The sequence below is a fragment of the Streptomyces sp. TLI_053 genome (assembly GCF_900105395.1).
Classification (GTDB): Bacteria; Actinomycetota; Actinomycetes; order Streptomycetales; family Streptomycetaceae; genus Kitasatospora.
In genome coordinates, this window is sequence record NZ_LT629775.1 from 9,847,190 (window position 1) to 9,863,292 (window position 16,103).

General features: G+C 72.6%; 14 protein-coding genes and 3 pseudogenes. 7 read left to right on the forward strand and 10 right to left on the reverse strand.

The features are described 5' to 3' along the window. Positions 1–277: 277 nt before the first annotated feature. The 4 genes from BLU95_RS40955 to BLU95_RS40965 all read right to left on the reverse strand — a co-directional run bounded on the left by BLU95_RS40955 (position 278) and on the right by BLU95_RS40965 (position 5,063). Positions 278–655: a helicase associated domain-containing protein gene (locus BLU95_RS40955; protein WP_093864509.1), complete on the reverse strand. Its 378-nt coding sequence runs from the start codon at positions 653–655 to the stop codon at positions 278–280. Positions 656–958: 303 nt separating this feature from the next. Continuing rightward, complete coding sequence (locus BLU95_RS40960; RefSeq protein ID WP_107452665.1) at positions 959–4,192, reverse strand: tetratricopeptide repeat protein; 3,234 nt, start codon at positions 4,190–4,192, stop codon at positions 959–961. Next, positions 4,189–4,503, reverse strand: a complete 315-nt coding sequence (locus tag BLU95_RS41905; RefSeq protein ID WP_107452666.1) for a hypothetical protein — start codon at positions 4,501–4,503, stop codon at positions 4,189–4,191. The genes BLU95_RS40960 and BLU95_RS41905 overlap by 4 nt, the downstream gene beginning before the upstream one ends. 269 nt (positions 4,504–4,772) lie before the next feature. Next, the gene (locus tag BLU95_RS40965) at positions 4,773–5,063 is read right to left on the reverse strand and encodes a helicase associated domain-containing protein (RefSeq protein ID WP_159425273.1); all 291 of its coding nucleotides are present in this window, start codon (positions 5,061–5,063) and stop codon (positions 4,773–4,775) included. Between the two features lie 187 nt (positions 5,064–5,250). Between BLU95_RS40965 and BLU95_RS44875 the strand changes: the two are divergent. Beyond that, a pseudogene (locus BLU95_RS44875) lies at positions 5,251–5,427 on the forward strand (IS30 family transposase); the annotation flags it as partial. A gap of 751 nt (positions 5,428–6,178) precedes the next feature. On the opposite strand, the gene BLU95_RS40975 reads toward BLU95_RS44875, so the two are convergent. Continuing rightward, positions 6,179–7,021, reverse strand: coding sequence for a hypothetical protein (locus BLU95_RS40975; protein WP_159425274.1), 843 nt, complete (start codon positions 7,019–7,021; stop codon positions 6,179–6,181). 826 nt (positions 7,022–7,847) lie between these two features. Then, positions 7,848–7,994: pseudogene (locus tag BLU95_RS45925) on the reverse strand (IS110 family transposase); the annotation flags it as partial. Positions 7,995–8,683: 689 nt separating this feature from the next. Here BLU95_RS45925 and BLU95_RS44880 point away from each other — a divergent pair. Further along, positions 8,684–8,830: pseudogene (locus tag BLU95_RS44880) on the forward strand (chaplin); the annotation flags it as partial. 229 nt (positions 8,831–9,059) lie between these two features. Here BLU95_RS44880 and BLU95_RS40985 read toward each other — a convergent pair. After that, positions 9,060–9,275, reverse strand: a complete 216-nt coding sequence (locus tag BLU95_RS40985) for a hypothetical protein (protein ID WP_093864514.1) — start codon at positions 9,273–9,275, stop codon at positions 9,060–9,062. A gap of 156 nt (positions 9,276–9,431) precedes the next feature. Between BLU95_RS40985 and BLU95_RS40990 the strand changes: the two genes are divergently transcribed. Next, positions 9,432–9,671 (forward strand): hypothetical protein, encoded by a 240-nt coding sequence (locus BLU95_RS40990; RefSeq protein ID WP_093864515.1) that lies wholly within the window; start codon positions 9,432–9,434, stop codon positions 9,669–9,671. 298 nt (positions 9,672–9,969) lie between these two features. Here BLU95_RS40990 and BLU95_RS40995 read toward each other — a convergent pair whose 3' ends face one another. Then, the gene (locus BLU95_RS40995) at positions 9,970–10,758 is read right to left on the reverse strand and encodes a hypothetical protein (protein ID WP_093864516.1); all 789 of its coding nucleotides are present in this window, start codon (positions 10,756–10,758) and stop codon (positions 9,970–9,972) included. 491 nt (positions 10,759–11,249) lie between these two features. Here BLU95_RS40995 and BLU95_RS41000 point away from each other — a divergent pair, with 491 nt between their 5' ends. The 4 genes from BLU95_RS41000 (at position 11,250) to BLU95_RS41010 (ending at position 14,046) form a co-directional block, all read left to right on the forward strand. Beyond that, positions 11,250–11,579, forward strand: a complete 330-nt coding sequence (locus tag BLU95_RS41000; RefSeq protein ID WP_093864517.1) for a hypothetical protein — start codon at positions 11,250–11,252, stop codon at positions 11,577–11,579. Between the two features lie 219 nt (positions 11,580–11,798). Beyond that, on the forward strand, positions 11,799–12,518 hold the full coding sequence (locus BLU95_RS41005; protein ID WP_159425275.1) for a chaplin: 720 nt from the start codon (positions 11,799–11,801) through the stop codon (positions 12,516–12,518). 457 nt (positions 12,519–12,975) lie between these two features. Beyond that, positions 12,976–13,113, forward strand: coding sequence for a hypothetical protein (locus BLU95_RS42835; RefSeq protein WP_159425276.1), 138 nt, complete (start codon positions 12,976–12,978; stop codon positions 13,111–13,113). 219 nt (positions 13,114–13,332) lie between these two features. Then, the gene (locus tag BLU95_RS41010; protein WP_231978156.1) at positions 13,333–14,046 is read left to right on the forward strand and encodes a chaplin; all 714 of its coding nucleotides are present in this window, start codon (positions 13,333–13,335) and stop codon (positions 14,044–14,046) included. Between the two features lie 647 nt (positions 14,047–14,693). On the opposite strand, the gene BLU95_RS41015 is transcribed toward BLU95_RS41010, so the two are convergent. Both BLU95_RS41015 and BLU95_RS41020 read right to left on the reverse strand, forming a co-directional pair. Beyond that, positions 14,694–15,041 carry a hypothetical protein gene (locus BLU95_RS41015; RefSeq protein ID WP_231978157.1) on the reverse strand — a complete coding sequence of 116 codons (348 nt, stop codon included), beginning with the start codon at positions 15,039–15,041 and terminating at the stop codon, positions 14,694–14,696. Positions 15,042–15,398: 357 nt separating this feature from the next. Beyond that, positions 15,399–15,812: a hypothetical protein gene (locus tag BLU95_RS41020; protein ID WP_093864519.1), complete on the reverse strand. Its 414-nt coding sequence runs from the start codon at positions 15,810–15,812 to the stop codon at positions 15,399–15,401. Positions 15,813–16,103: the final 291 nt, after the last annotated feature.

Below are 16,103 nucleotides of genomic sequence, written 5' to 3' on the forward strand. Positions count from 1 at the left end.
CCAGCGGGAGACGGCCCCTTTCGGTCTACCCGGCTGGGCTGCTCTACCAGTCGGTCCGGAGGCCGAGGTAGTACTCGTCGAACGGGTCGGCCGCCCGCTCGTCCGCATCACGAACCCCGGGCAGCGCCCGCTCACCGGGACCCGGCCGGCCCCGGCTCCAACGCGGCCTCCCGGTCATCCCGCAACCGGTGCCGGCGATGGCAGCCCACGCCCCCACAGGACCGCCCAAGCGGTTCGAAGGCCCCGCTCACGCCCACTCGACACCGTGCTCGGCGAGCTACGCGAGCTGTATCGGGGTGAGTTTGGCCCGGCGGGCTTCCTGGTTGTTGAGCCAGGTGCCGAGCGCGAAGTGCGACACCACGACCTGCTCCTCGCCGCCGGGGCCGGCCTCGACGGTCTCCACCGGCTCCTTGTGCGGCCGGGGGATCCGGGGGTGACGTTCCCGCTCGACGAACTGGGCGAGCGCGGCCAGGCCCTGGGCGAACCGTTGCCGCGGGACACTGTCGGCTTCGCCTCGGCGGCGGCCTTCGCGGCCACCAGCTCGGGCGGCCTCGATGCCGATCGCCGTCAGCAGATTCCGCTGGTCTTCCTCCAGACCGGGCCAGCAGGCCCGCTGCGCCTTCACTCGTCGGCCGAGCCGCTCGCCCTCGAACACCGTGTCCGTGGGCAGCCGGGTCCAAGTCGGCCTGGCCGTCGGTGTCGAGCCACCACATTCGGGCGGTGGCGTAGGCGCGCTGCCAGGCGACCGGACACACCGGGCACCACCACAGGTCGATCTCCTCCAACACCCGCCGCTGTCCCGGCGCTCTCAGCTCTCCTGGCGGCCCCGTTGCAGTGGTCCGAAATCTTGGAGAGTCAGGCGCCGAGCGTATGTGGGTCCGGCGCGCGCCACGTACGCATCAGGCCGGCTTCGAGCACCCGCTGGACTGCGGGGCGTCTCCCGGCCGGCTCCCAGAACTCAGCGGCGGCGGCTTTCTGCGCGCCGGGCCGCTGCCGCTGCTCCTGCGGCGTACCGGGCGTGCTGGCGGTACTTGGCGGCTGCTTCGGACTGCCCATCCACATCGAGGACATCCGCGGCGAGCCTGAAAGCGTGGGCGAGCGCGGTTCCGTACACGCCAGGATCCTCGACGAAGTACGGGCCGACAGCCTGTACCGCCTCAAGAGCGTTCTGCCACGCGCCCGCAGAGTTGCCGGGCAACAGGGAACGTCCCCGTTCAACCAGCGTCACCAACAGCCCCACGCGCGAATCCACCGTGTCCTGATGATCAGGACCCAGAACCCGTACCCGGCCCTCCACCACGGACCGCAGCACAGCAACGGCGTCGCTGGTGCGTCCGGCGTCCCGGTAGAAGGCGGCGAGGTTGTTGCGGCTGATGAGGGTCTCGGGCGCGTCTTCGCCCAGTGTCCGTACTCGGTTCTGAAGGAGCTGTTCGTACAGGGGGATGGCGCGGGCTAGGTCGCCGGCTTCCCGATAGGCGCTGGCGAGGTTCTTGCGCGTGATGAGGGTGTGGGGTGCGTCCTCGCCCAGGACCCGCACCATCGTGTCCAGGGTCTGTTCGAACAGGGGAATGGCGCAGGCCAGGTCCCCCGAGCCCTGGTAGGCGTGGGCGAGGTTGTTGCGGGTGGTGAGGGTGTCGGGTGCGTCTTCGCCCAGGACCCGAACCTGGTCCTGAAGGAGCTGTTCGAACAGGGGGACGGCGAGGGCAACGTTCCCTGAGGTTTGGTAGGTCTGGGCGAGGTTGTTGCGGGTAGTGAGCGTGTTGGGTGCGTCTTCGCCCAGGACCCGAACCTGGTCCTGTAAGAGTTGCTCGAACAGGGGGACGGCGCGAGCCAGGTCGCCGGCGTCCCGATATGAGGCTGCGACGTTGTTGCGCGTAGTGAGCGTGTTGGGTGCGTCTTCGCCCAGGACCCGAACCTGGTCCTGAAGGAGCTGTTCGAATAGGGGGATGGCGCGAGCTACGGCTCCCGAGGCCTGGTAGGCGTGGGCGAGCTTGCCGCGGGTGCTGAGGGTGTGGGGTGCGTCCTCGCCCAGGACCCGCACCATCGTGTCCAGGGTCTGTTCGTACAGGGGGATGGCGCGAGCTACGGCTCCCGAGGCCTGGTAGGCGTGGGCGAGCTTGCCGCGGGTGATGAGGGTGTCGGGTGCGTCCTCGCCCAGGACCCGCACCATCATCTCCAAGGTCTGTTCGTACAGGGGGATGGCGCGGGCCAGGTCGCCGGCACCCCGGTAGGCGCCCGCGAGGTTGTCGCGGGTATTGAGGGTGTCGGGTGCGTCCTCGCCCAGGACCCGAACCCGGTCCTGAAGGGTCTGTTTGTACAGGGTGATGGCGTCCCTGATGCGCCCGGCGTCCTGGTAGGCGCCCGCGAGGTTGTTGCGGGTGATGAGGGTGTGGGGTGCGTCCTTGCCCAGGATCCGCACCATCGTGTCCAGGGTCTGTTCGTACAGGGGGATGGCGCGGGCCAGGTCCCCCGAGCCCTGGTAGGCGTGGGCGAGGTTGTTGCGGGTGGTGAGGGTGTCGGGTGCGTCCTCGCCCAGGACCCGAACCCGGTCTTGGAGGAGATGTTCGTACAGGGGGATGGCGCGGGCCAGGTCGCCGGCATACCGATATGCGCCCGCGAGGTTGTTGCCGGTGGTGAGGGTGTCGGGTGCGTCCTCACCCAGAATCCGCGTCAGGCTGGTCAGGGAGCGCCTGAGGTGGGCGGCGGCGCGCCGAGCCTGGCCCTGACCGGTGATGAGGAAGAGACCAGCACTGTTGAGCACGGCGGCGGTGGTGACGGTGTCGGCCGCCTCAGGTGTCCGATCAGCGAGGGAGTCGACATGAGGAATCAGGGCGAGCAAGAACGGCCACCTGTCGGGCTGCCCCGTATCGTCGGGGAAAGCGGCCGCGAGGTACTGGGTGGCTCGGTGGCGGGCGGTGGTGATGTCGTTGGCCCGGCGGTGGGGGTCGTGGGGGTCGGGGGTGCGGGCAAGGGTCTGGACGAGGCGGTGGACCGTTAGGGTGCCGTCGCGGTTGTCGGTGATCATGCTGTAGGCCAGGAGCCGGCCGACCGCGGTGCTGATCTGTGGGACGGTGGGGCCGTCGGGCTCGGCGGCGAGATGGTGGAGGAGTTCGCGGGGGATGTTGTCGGGGGCGTACCAGGCCAGAATCCGCAGAATGTCGCCGGCGAGGGGGGTGTCGGTGAGGCGGTCCAGAGTCAGGTGCCAGATCCGCGCGATGGTGCGCTCGGAGTCCGTGGTCTCCGCTCCGGCGGCGAACATGTCGGCCGGCCACCGGGCCAGCATCTCCAGGTAGGCGACCGGCACGGTGCCGGTCTGTGCGCAGTACGCGGCGGCCTGCTCGACGGCCAGGGCCAGGTGCCCGAGTTCCTCGCACACCGCCTCGGCGCCCTCGCTCTCGCGCGGGCCGTCGTGAGTGAGGACCCGCACGAACAGGTCCAGCGCGTCGCCCGCCTCCAGGACGCCGAGGCGGACGGCGGTGGCACGGTGGTGCCATCCACCAGTACGCCGGGTGGTGACGAGGACCCGGCCGCGGGGGATGCGTTCCAGCAGGGGTTCGATATTGGCGGGGTCGTCGACGTTGTCGAGCACCAGCAGCCACCCGTCGTGGCCAGCGAGCCAGCGCACCGCCCGCTCCACCTGCAGGTCCTCGGGCAGACCGGTCAGGCCCGGCTGGAGGGCGCGGGCGAGTGAGGCCAGCCCCGCCCGTACCCCGACGGCCGTGTCGGCGGTGATCCGCCACCGCACCGGCTCGGTGCGCATCGAGGCCCAGTGAGTGGCCAGGGCCGACTTGCCGACCCCGCCCAGCCCGTGGACCGCGTGCACTACCACCTCGCCCGCACCCTCGAACGCCGCGTCCAGCAGCGCGAGCTCCTCACGGCGCCCGACGAACAGCCCACCGCGGACGTTCGACACCCCACCCAGGGCAGCGTCCGCAGGGATCGGCGCATACGCCTCCGCCGGCAGGACCAACGCCTGCTCGGCCTGCACGAACTGGGTCGAGGAGCCGATCACGTCCCCGGCCGCGACGATCGCCCCCGTACTCCCACGAAGACCCGGACCGCCGTCGACGACCTGCTCCCCGGCATCCGCATTCCGCTGCCCGGTTCCGGTCTGCTTCTCGGCGCCATCGTGCCCCTGCCGACTGCCGGTGCCCGTTTCCTGCCCAGGCGTCTTCTTCCTGCCCCACTTCACGGTCGGTACTCGGTGTGCGAGTTGCTCACGTTGCCGCGCGCGACGATGGCGCCGGTGGTGCCGTGCGTTCCCGTCGCCGGAGCAGGTCCGGTACCGGAGGCCGGGGCGGGGCCGGTGGCCGAGGTCGTCGAGTCCGACACGTCCCCGTCCGCCACGATCGCCCCGCCGCTGCCGGTCATCGGCTCGTCCCGCCGGGCCGACGAACGGGCAGCGCGCAGCTGCCACAGGGCGACCACGACGGCGGCGACGCCGGCCACCGCGCTCATCGCGCCCCACGCCTGCCCGGCACCGCCGGGATGGGCGGCCGTCAACCACCACACCGTGCCCGCCACCGCGCCTGCGCCAACGACGCCGAGCCCCCACCAACACGCCCGCTGCCAGCCAGTCATACCCCCATCGTTCCCCCGACAGCATGATCAAGTACGCCCGATCCAGTACCGCAGCCAACCTGTTGCACACCGACGAGGAAGGCCACCACGGCAGGACTCCAGACCTTCCCGACCACCACCGTTCCAGCGGGCAACGGTGGCATCAGGGGGCCCCGAGCCCAGAAAAACGCGTCCCGCGCCGCCCCCACCCCCTACGCCCACTGCACCCCGTGCTCCGCGAGCTGCGCGAGCTGACCGGGGCTGAGCTTCGCCCGGCGGGCCTTCTGGTTGTTGAGCCAGGTGCCCAGCGCGAAGTGCGACACCACCACCTGCTCCTCACCGCCGGGGCCGGCCGCGACGGTCTCCACCGGTTCCTTGTGCGGGCGGGGCACCCGGGGGTGCCGTTCCCGCTCGACGAACTGGGCGAGCGCGCTCAGGCCCTGGGCGAACCGGTCCCCAGGGGACACCCTCGGCTTCACCTCGGCGGCGGCCTTCGCGGCCACCAGCTCGACGTCCGGCTCGATGCCGATCGCCGTCAGCAGGTCCCGCTGGTCCTCCTCCAGGCCAGGCCAGTCGGCCCGCTGCGCCTGGACTCAGCGTCCGAGCTGCTCGCCCTCGAACACCGTGTCCACCGGCAGCTTCAGACACTGAGCCTGCTGTCCGGGCCGTGGCGCGGCCGGCTCGAGAAGCGGCCCGAACAGGCCAGCGAACGGCCTGCTCCGCCGGTTCTTGCCCATGAGCACCGATCTGTCTCTCCACGGTCCGAAGGATTCGGCCGCGGTCGCCGTCGAACTCGACGGCCGCGCACGCAAAACGCTCGGCCGGGAGACCCCGGCCGAGCGTTTGCATGAACTCATCGAAGCCTGATCGAGCCGGCCACGTGTTGCAACGACCCTTGGAACCTTCCGCCCGGCCGGGTCACAGAGGTACTCCGCCATGTCCGATGACGGACTTGAAGGTTCCCAGTGCTCCGATGCCCCAGGCACCGGCGAGAGCGTGGCCGAGAGCGGCCTCGCGCGGACTGAGAGGAACCCGTGTCGTCCACCCCACCTTGATCCGCCCGGCCGGGTCACGGCCGCCCACCCGGCTCGAAGAACCGCCGCCCCGCGACCCGCTACGACGTGGGCCTGCTCCTGGCCACCGGCGAGTCCTACCGCAGGCCAACCGACCACAAAGTCGGCACCAAACCACGCCGAACTGGATAAATCACAAGCTTACCGGCCGAGCAGCCGAGGCCGAGGATGCCACCGCCGACCCCCGACCCGCAGCCCGTCCATGCCGAAGGCCGCCACCCTGTCGGGGACGGCGGCCTTCTCCTCGGGGTGCCGCTGCTTCCCTGGGAGCCGGGAGGCAGCGACACCCTTGGTTCACTAGGTCCTACCGCGTCTCCACGCCCGGGCCGCGGCGCTGACGGTCAGGCCCGCCAGCACAGCGGCCAGCACGCTCGTCCCGAAACCCGCGAGGCCTTCCCCGGGGAGAACGAGGACGAGAAGCCGGCGGATACCCCAGAGGGCGACAAGCATGCACGTGGTGAGGACCCACAGTTCCCCGTCGAATCCGAAGCGCGGCCCGGAGGCGCGCTGTTCGTCTTTCACGGTGCCATGTCCTTTCGGTGGACTCACTTGCCCTTGAAGAAGCCCTCGAGGCCGCCCTTGACGGCGCCGCCGATGGCTCCGGTGGCCGCGCCCGGGCCACAGCCGGCGCCGGCGCCGATCGAACCGATGACACACCCCCCGATCGCACCGAGCACGGCCTGCTGGTCGGCCTTCCTCGCCCCGGCCTTGACACGGTTCCAGACCCCCTGCCACGTGGGGTCGGCCACCACCGGGAAAGCAGTGCCGGCGGTGACCTCGACGTGCTGGACGAGCGAGTCCCCCTCGATCCGGTAGCTGGTCGCGACCGCGCCGCCGTTCGCGTCCTTGGCCCACGGAGCCTCGAACCGGCCCAGACTCTGACCGTCCCGGACGACGTCCACACTCCCGTCGCCGTGCTGCTGGAGCTGCGCCCCCTGCGGCAGGTCGAGCCTGAAGCGGTAGTCCGAGGGGGCTGCCGCGCTCTCCATGGTGACCAGCGCCCGGATCCCGCCGTCGTCCAGCTGCTGCACTGCCACACTGCCGTCCTTGACGGCGCCGGGGTAGACCACACTGCCGTTGCCGGCCCGGACGCCGGCAGTGGTGCGGCTGGAAGGCAGGGCCATCCCCAGGCTGGAGCCGTCTGCCGCCCCCATCCCGACACTGCCCGTAGAGGTGGCGGGCGCCAGACCGGCAGGGACGGAAGCCACACCTCCAGTGCCGGTGGCCGCCTCGACGACGGCCGCCGCCCGGGCGGCCTGGCCGTCTGCACCCGGGGCGGGAGCGGCGGCGGCCATCGCCTGGCCGGAGGCCAGCAACACGGAGACCGCCACCGAGGCGACCACCGTTGTGGCCGCGGGCGTGAGGGAACGGGAGAACGACGTACGCACTTCAGAACTCGATTCGTATGCACTGAGCACCGAACCTCGGGACGCGCCGTTGTGAGGCGTGCCGGGATCCGGAACCGAAAGGGGGGAACAGAGGAAAGGCGTCGGAAGACACCTCGAGGCTTCGCGGACGACAGCGAGGCGTGGCCCAGGTTCTCCCACACGGCACGGCCTTCGGTAGCCCCCTTTCAGCGGGTTCGACCCAGCCACCCGGGTGGTCCCGCTACCGCCGGTTAGAGGCTTCTGAGTCTGATCATGGAACACGGAGGAACCGGTCCGACACTTCCACTCCCCGCGGGCGGCCGGGGTCTGGTGTGTGAGAAGCGGGTGGTGATGGTCTGGGCCCAGCTCCAGGCGAGGTCCGCGCCTGGGCGGCGTATCACGCGCTGGTGGGCGCGTTGCGCGTGGTGGAGTTCGGGGAGCGCGGCGACGTCGAGGACGGGGCTGTGCTCGTCGCCGGCGGGCCAGGTGTGGTGGCGGGTGCGCAGGCGTCGGTGGCCCCCCCGGGGGGGCACGAGCCTCCTGGGTGGTGCCGCGGGTGTGGTGCGGGACGCAGACGGGGTAGGCGGCGAGAGGGGGTTGCCGATGGCGCGGGGTGCGTTGCCAGGTGATGTGGGGGGGTGTGGCCGGCCCGGTCGGGCGGGGCGGGTGCTGGCGACGGGTTCCCATTGGCGCGGGGCGCGGGCGAGGTGGGGGTGGGGTATGCGGGCGAGGGCCGCGATGGATACCTGGGCGGCGCGGTTGGGGTGGGGTTCGGCGCCGGGCACGGTGGCGGGCCTTTGCCTTGGGCGTCGACGGCGGTCGCGAGGGCGTCCAGGAGCCGGTGCGGGCTCTGCCGGTAGGCGTGTGCCGGGGTCGCGATGGCCCGGGTGAGCTCGCTGTCGGCCGGCGGTGGCCGGTGGGCGTGCGTGTCCGTCCGCGGGATGTTCGCCAGTACCAGTGGGTCGCCGGGGTCGGACTTCTTCCGGCTGGCGCCGTCCGACGCGGCCGGACCGCCATTCCCTGGGTGAGATCACGCATTGCTGTTGTCTGAGCACTTACTGTTCACCTGTGGCGGTGGAGGCACCGTCGTCAGACCCATGAGCAGGGAACAGGGAAAGGGAGACTCACGTGATCCTCTCCGGCACCACTCGCAACCGGCGCCGCCCCAGGTGGCAGTGGGGCGCTTTCGTGGGCGCGGCCGTTCTGCCGCTGGCCCTTCTCACCCCCAACGGCAGCGCGGCGCCGGCCCCCGAACCGGTGGCGCCCTCATCCTCGGAGCAGACGGCGGCCCTGACCGCGACGCAGGCGTCCGACGTCGCGGCGCAGCTGCGTGCGATGGGTCTGGAGACGGTCGAGAAGGACGGCCTGATCGGGGCGAAGGGGCCCGCCGTCACCGTGCTCCGGGCTGTCGACATGTTCGAGGGTCTCCCTGGTGGAGCCTTCGCTCTGTTCACCGGCAAGCACGAGACGGGGACCGGCTACCTGGCGCTGCGCGGCACGAACCTGATCACGTGGGCGGAGCTGCAGACCCAGCCCGGCGAAGCCGTCCGCTCGGTCATCAACCGCACGTCCAAGCCCGTGGTGGTCTGGGACCGCACGACCAAGAACCTCGTCCTGGCCGAGGACCCCGGCGCGGACGAGGATTTCCCCGAGGTCACCGACACCGGCAGCCGGCGCATCGGGGGTGCCGAGGGCGTCGCGGCCGGCAGCCCGGGCGGCGCTTCCGGCACCCAGTTCCAGGTCCCCGTCCACCTCCCGGCCAACCTCTGCGGCAACAGCGTCGACGTCATCGCCCTCCTCAACCCCGGCGTCCCGAACTCCTGCTCGTAGGGGGCGGGCCCTGCCGCCCGTGAGCTTGTGATTGATCCGGTGCGGCGGGGGTTGGTGCCGACTTTGTGGTGGGCTCGACGACGGTGGAGCTCACCCGTCGTCAGGAGCGGCCCATGTCGTAGCGGTCCGCGGGCCGCCCGGTTCTTCGAGCCGGGCGGCCACCTTGGGCCGGGGAGGTTCCGGTGCGGTCGCCGGGCGGGCGGGAGGGCTGTCGCGCGACCCGCGGCCCTCAACCATCGAGGGGGTCGGGCTTTTCGGACGGAAGATCCTTGTTCATGTCGCGCACGGTGCCGAGGAGTTCGGTCTCGGTGTCCACCGCGTCGTGTCCTCGAAGGTGGAGTCGGCGCCCGGATTGCTGGAAGAGCTGAGCGAGGCCCGGCTCGACCAGGGCGCTGCGCCGCTTGTGGGGGATGCGAGCGGCGGGAGTGGCGAGCCGGGCAGCCACGGTGCTGGCCTGCGGGCAGGGCGTCGGCGTCCGTGGTTTCCTTTCGCCTGTTCGTCGCCGGGGCCCGCGTGCGTGCGGAGGGTGATGGTCCCTGGTCGCGCGGCCGTACGGGTGGGGCGGGTTTGCCGCCGCCCGGGCACGGTTATCGATCGTGCCATGACCTCTTCCGGGCGTACCGCCGCCCTCTTCCTGCCGGTGATCGCCGTTCTCGCCCTGGGCGCCGGCCCGGCCCTCGCCGCCACGTGCCCTTCGGGCACACCGGTGACGCTGGTGGATCCGCCGGTCACCGTCCAGCAGTGCGAGCAGGGTGGCGGCACCGTCCAGTCCTTCCCGCCGGAGCCCTTGGTCCTGTTCTGCGCCGGCGGTACCCACAACTTCCATGCGGTCGTCGGTTGACCGTTCGGCCGACCGGCCCGCGTGCCGGTGGCGCCGGCCACGGTCACATCGACGGCTCCGGCCGCGCCGACCGCGTCTTCGAGGCATCGACCACCGGGGCCGGCGCTGAGGGCGGCCGGGACCGGACGCGGCCCGTCGTGCGTCGCATTCGACGCGCCCTTCGGCCGGTGGCCGGACGCGGCCCGTCGAAGGCGAGCGCGGCAAGCGCGGGACGGGGGCCGGTGCGACGGGAAGGCGCCGCACCGGTTCCCCGGTGGCCTCGGCGGCCGCCCGGAGGGCGACTCAGTACGACTGTCCGTCAGCTCCGCCCGGGGCCTGGCAGTTGTCGGCCGGGACGGTGTCCACGGTGCCGTCGTTGCCCTTCCCACCCCTGCCACCGGGGTGTCCGTCGCCGCCCCGCACGTGGCCCGTTCCGGCCTTGAGGGCGGTGATCCGGCGGTTGTTCCCGTCGCCGCCGCGGCCGCCTTCCCCCCCGGCACGTGGTGCCGACCTGTCCGGCACGACCACCGTCGCCGCCCGTGGCGCGGACGGCCTCGAAGCCGGCGAGGCCCTCCTCGACGGTGACACGGCCGTCGTTGCCGCTCCCGCCGGACGCCTCGACGGTGGTGCCGCTCCCGCTGCCGAAGACACGGTCGTTGTTGCCTGCGCCGCCGTGGCCGCCGTCGCCGCACCGGTGGACGCAGGAGCCCTCGGCGTTCAGGCCCTGCGACCCGCCACCGCCGATGGCGGTCACGGTGTCGTTGCCGCCCCCGCCGTAGACCTGCCCGGTGTTCCCGGCCGTCCCGTTCGAACCAGGTGCACCGATCAGGCCGGCCCCACCGCCCCTGAGCAGGATGCAGTCGTCTCCGGTGCCGCCGTTGACCTGGCCCTGGTTGCCGACCTCGAACGCGGCCCCGTCCGAGTTGATCCGGATCCTGTCGTTCCCGCCGTGCCCATGGACGGTGACACCGGCGGGGACCGCGGGGCAGCCGATGAGGTCCTCGCCCTCGGAACCGTTGACCGTCGACCCGCTCACAGCAGCCCCGTCGACGGTACAGGTGATGGTGGCGAGGGGTTGCGCGGCATGGACGATCCTCCGGAAGGACATGACGGATCCTGCGGGCCGACCCGCGGGGGCCTTCACCGGCCCGGCTCCGGCAGTGGTGCCGGGGCCGGAGGGCCCCGCCGTCCGCACTGCCCGACACCCGCCGCCCTCACCCCGCGCGGCGGGCCGTACGTCCACGCCCGCGTCACACGCACGGGCCACGGAGCCGGGGCTTCGGGGGGCTGCCCGGCACGGGAGGAGTGTGGGCCGGCCCCGCGGTCTTCAGGCGCCGGGAACGGACCGGTGGCCCCATGCGCTGACAGTCACTCACCGGCCGCTCGCACGCCGACCGCCGTCCTGGTCCGCATCGTCGGTGCATCGATCCGGGCCGGCCCGGCCGGGGGCGCACGCCGTGAGACGGGCGCCCTTTCGTGCTCCCGTCCACCCGGACGCGAGGAGGGCGAGTGTTCACCTTCGGTGCTTGACTGCCACCCGAGCGCGAAAACGCCTCACTCCGCCGGACCCCCAGGGGCCAGTCAGAAAGGGCCGCATCCATGCGTCGTCTCCGCATCGCCACGGTCGCCGCCATCAGCGCCGGCGCTCTCCTGCTCGCCCTCCCCACCTCCGCCGACGCCGCCATCGGCGAGTTCCTCTACAAGGTCGGCCCCGGCCTCCCGCAGGGGCTGACCAACCCGCCGAGCGGGGAGTGCATCAACCTGCCCGGCACCACCGACGACGACCCGGCCCACTCGCCCCGGAACCTCACCCTGTCGGCCGCCACCATCTACCTCGACTTCGACTGCGAGGGCACCGCCGTTGACGTCCTCGCCCCCGGCGGGATCCGCGGCCAGCAGGTGCAATTCCGCTCCGTGCGCTTCTCCTGACGCACACCCCGCAACGGCCCGGCAGACCGCCGGGCCGTTGCGCACCACCACGACCACCGTCCCGACACCCGCACGATCGGACTCCCCGCGCCGTCCCGGATGGCCGGAGGGCCCGCCGCCGGTTACGTTCGACCACAGACGCACACAGTCAGCAAATAGGAACAGACCGTGATGTTCGTGTCCGACAGTGTGTACCCATCCCCATGAACGGAGCCGAGGATGACCGATCACGTACGGGTCCGGAAAGTCACCGCAACGGCGCTGCGCCACCGCGTGCGCCTGGGCGTCGCCGCCCTGGCCGTCGCGGCACTCCCGCTCGCGGCCCTCTCCCCGGCCCGCGCCGCCGACCAGGCCCCGGCCGGTGAGGCTCCCAGCGCCGCCGCCCTGGCCCGGGAGACCAGCGTGGCCTCCGAACTGGCGGCCATGGGGCTCGAGGTGCGGACCAAAGTAGGCCTGATCGTCGCCTTCGGCGACGCCGGCATCGTCAACGCGGCCGTCGCCCACTTCGCCGACGAGGACCCCATCGCCCTGTTCACCGGCCCCGACGAGACCGGCACCGGCTACCTGCTGATCCGGGGCACCAGCATCGCCCCGTGGATCGGCTTCACCCCCGGATCCGGCGTCGCCATCCAGTCGGTCAGCAACGAAACCGACGACGAGGTCGTCGTCTACGACCAGGCCACCGGCCATCTCAACGTCGCCGAGGACCACCACACGGCGGAGAACCTGCCCCGGCCCCACACCCCCTCGGGCAAGGCCAACCGCGCCGGCGCCACACACAGCGCCGTCGCCCTCCATGGACCTGACGGCGTCCTGTCCGGCAACCAGACCGAGATCCCCGTCCACATCCCGATCAACATCTGCGGCACCGCGGGCGGCGTCGTCAGCATTCTCCACCCGGGACTCGGCGCCATTGCCAGCTGTACCCACACGGACTGATCCGGCCCCCGCACACACCGGCCGGCCGACACGGGAGATGCCGGCCGCGCGTCCAGCGGCCGTGGTCCGGGTGGCCGCGGTACCCCCTGTGCGCACGTCCCAGCGCATCGCGGTGACCACCGTCGCGGGCGTGCCGCCATCCGGGCGAGGTCCTCGGAGAGCTGTGGGTGGGCGAGCAGACGTGCCAGCCCGAGGAGGGCGACGGCGCCGGGAGCAGAGCGCATCACTCAAGGGCGGCGCACAGCGCCGCCGGTCGCCCGAGCACGGGGCCGAGTTCATCGTCAACGACGCCAGGTTCTGGGGCGCCCCGGACGCGCAGACGGCGGAGACGGCGGAGACCGTGCCGCTACGGCACCGTCGACGCCCAGGGCCGGGACCGGGTCGATCCCGAACCGCAACGGCGCGCCGTCCGGCGGGACCACCCCGGCCGGCCACCGGGCCCGCGGTGTCCGGGCCGGTGCCGCTGCCGACGGCGGAGCAGGGCGCGGCCCTCGTTCTCGCGGGCGCCGATGACGAGGTCGCCGCCGTTGACGTCCTCGCCCCCGGCGGGATCCGCGGCCAGCAGGTGCAACTCCGCTCCGTGCGCTTCTCCTGACGCACACCCCGCAACGGCCCGGCAGACCGCCGGGCCGTTGCGCACCACCACGACCACCGTCCCGACACCCGCACGATCGGACTCCCCGCGCCGTCCCGGATGGCCGGAAGGCCCGCCGCCGGTTACGTTCGACCACAGACGCACACAGTCAGCAAATAGGAACAGACCGTGATGTTCGTGTCCGACAGTGTGTACCCATCCCCATGAACGGAGCCGAGGATGACCGATCACGTACAGGTCCGGAAAGTCACCGCAACGGCGCTGCGCCACCGCGTGCGCCTGGGCGTCGCCGCCCTGGCCGTCGCGGCACTCCCGCTCGCGGCCCTCTCCCCGGCCCGCGCCGCCGACCAGGCCCCGGCCGGCGAGGCTCCCAGCGCCGCCGCCCTGGCCCGGGAGACCGGCGTCGCCTCCGAACTGGCGGCCATGGGCCTTGAGGTGCGGACCAAAGTAGGCCTGATCCTCGCCTTCGGCGACGCCGGCATCGTCAACGCGGCCGTCGCCCACTTCGCCGACGAGGACCCCATCGCCCTGTTCACCGGCCCCGACGAGACCGGCACCGGCTACCTGCTCATCCGGGGCACCAGCATCGCCCCGTGGATCGGCTTCACCCCCGGATCCGGCGTCGCCATCCAGTCGGTCAGCAACGAAACCGACGACGAGGTCGTCGTCTACGACCAGGCCACCGGCCACCTCAACGTCGCCCAGGACCACCACACGGCGGAGAACCTGCCCCAGCCCCACACCCCCTCGGGCAAGGCCAACCGCGCCGGCGCCACACACAGCGCCGTCGCCCTCCAGGGACCTCCCGGCGTCCTGTCCGGCAACCAGACCCAGATCCCCGTCCACATCCCGACCGACATCTGCGGCAACTCGCGCGGCGTCCTCAGCATCGTCTACCCGGGGTACGGCTCCACTTGTGTCAACTCGGGCTGATCCGGCCCCCGCACACACCGGCCGGCTGACACGGGAGATGCCGGCCGCGCGTCCAGCGGCCCGTGGTCCGGGTGGCCGCGGTACCCCCCCGTGCGCACGCCCCAGCGCATCGCGGTGACCACCGTCGCCGGGCGTGCCGCCATCCGGGCGAGGTCCTCGGAGAGCTGCGGGTTGGCGAGCAGACGTGCCAGCCCGAGGAGGGCGACGGCGCCGGGAGCAGAGCGCATCACTCAAGGGCGGCGCACACTGCCGCCGGTCGCCCGAGCACGGGGCCGAGTTCATCGTCAAGGACGCCAGGTTCTGGGGCGCCCCGGACGCGCAGACGGCGGAGACCGTGCCGCTACGGCACCGTCGACGCCCAGGGCCGGGACCGGCTCGATCCCGAACCGCAACGGCGCGCCGTCTGGCGGGACCACCCCGGCCGGCCACCGGTCGTGGAAGGCGCCGTCATCCGCTGCCAGGTCGAACGCCTGCCAGCAGCGGTCCACGTCGGACTCGGTGGCGCCGGTGCCCGACCACCACGGCCGGTTCACTGCAATGCCGGGCAGATCTTCGGCGGCCGGGCGGATGACGGTGCCCTCGACGACCGGCGGCTCGCCGTCATGGCCCGGCCAGGCAGCCCGTCCCGTGAGGCGGGGTGGAGCCGCTCAGATTCTCGTTCCGACATCCTGCGGGCCGTGGGTGGTGTGTACCGGGGTGGTGAGCAGGAACAGCCGGCCCGCGGCCGCGGCGGGCCGCAGGTCGGGGACGCCGGTGAACGGGCCGGTCACCAGCAACAGGACCTCGCGGGTGCGTAGCGCCCGCCACCACTCGCGCCCGGCGGTGACCGGCCGGTCGAACCACACCCGGCCGTCCGGACCGCGCACCGTCAGGCCCGGCGCACCCGCGAGCGCCGACCAGCCGGCGGCCGGAGGCCGCTCCAGGACACCCGGGTCCCGGGCCCACCCCTCCTCCACCCGCACCGGCCGCGCCTTCGCGGCGGGAACCAGCAGCACCGGACGCCGGTCCGCCGTCAATTCCGGCCATGCCCCGCACCCGGACCCCGCACTGGCAACGATCTCCACGCAACGCCCCCTGCCCCGTTCCACACCCCGGCACACGCACCCCCGGTGCCGGGTTCGCCGCCCATCATCGCGCACCGGCAGTCCCGCGGCCCCTTCATCGAGCAAGCGCCCAACCCACCCCTGAGGCGTCGAGTTGGTGTTCCCGGTCGGGCCTCCACCCCACGATGGAGCCCTGACCTGCCGACTTCGTCGGTGGACGGGATTCGCGGGAGTGTCGCGGGAATCCCAACGCGGCCGGCTACGTCGACTCGACGCCGTGTTCGGCGAGCTGAGCGAGCTGGCCCGGCGTCAGCTTCGCGCGGCGGGCTTTCTGGTTGTTGAGCCAGGTGCCCAGCGCGAAGTGCGAGACCACCACCTGCTCCTCGCCACCGGGGCCGGCCTCCACGGCCCCTTGTGCGGGCGGGGCACCCGGGCATGGCGCTCCCGCTGGACGAACTGCGCCAGCGCGGCCAGGCCCTGGGCGAACCGGTCGCCGCGGGACACCGTCGGCTTCGCCTCCGCGGCGGCCTTCGCGGCCACCAGCCCGGGGTCGGCCTCGATGCCGACCGCCGTCAGCAGGTCCCGCTGGTCCTCCTCGAGGATCGGCCAGCCGGCCCGCTGCGCCTGGACCCGGCGGCCGAGCTGCTCGCCCCCGAACACGGTGTCCAGGGGCAGCCGCGCCCAGCCGACGCGGCCGTCGGAGTCGAGCCACCAGGACAACACGGCGGGACACCCCGACCGCGATCCGGCCGGAACGCCCCGGGGAGAAATCCGGGCCGGGAGCCGTGCCCCGGCCCGAAGGCACCCTCCAAAACCCGGTCGACTGGACCGCCGGTCAATCACCCCGGGGCGAAACGGCCACCAGACAGCGCGCCGCCCGCACCGCCGAACCGGCCTCGTCGCGCGCCGTTGCTACCCGGGGAGAAACGGCACCCGCCGTCGAAGTGGCCGCGACCGGGCCCCGGCCTCCACGGTCCCCCACCCCGACGACACCGACCCGCAACCCGACGCGGT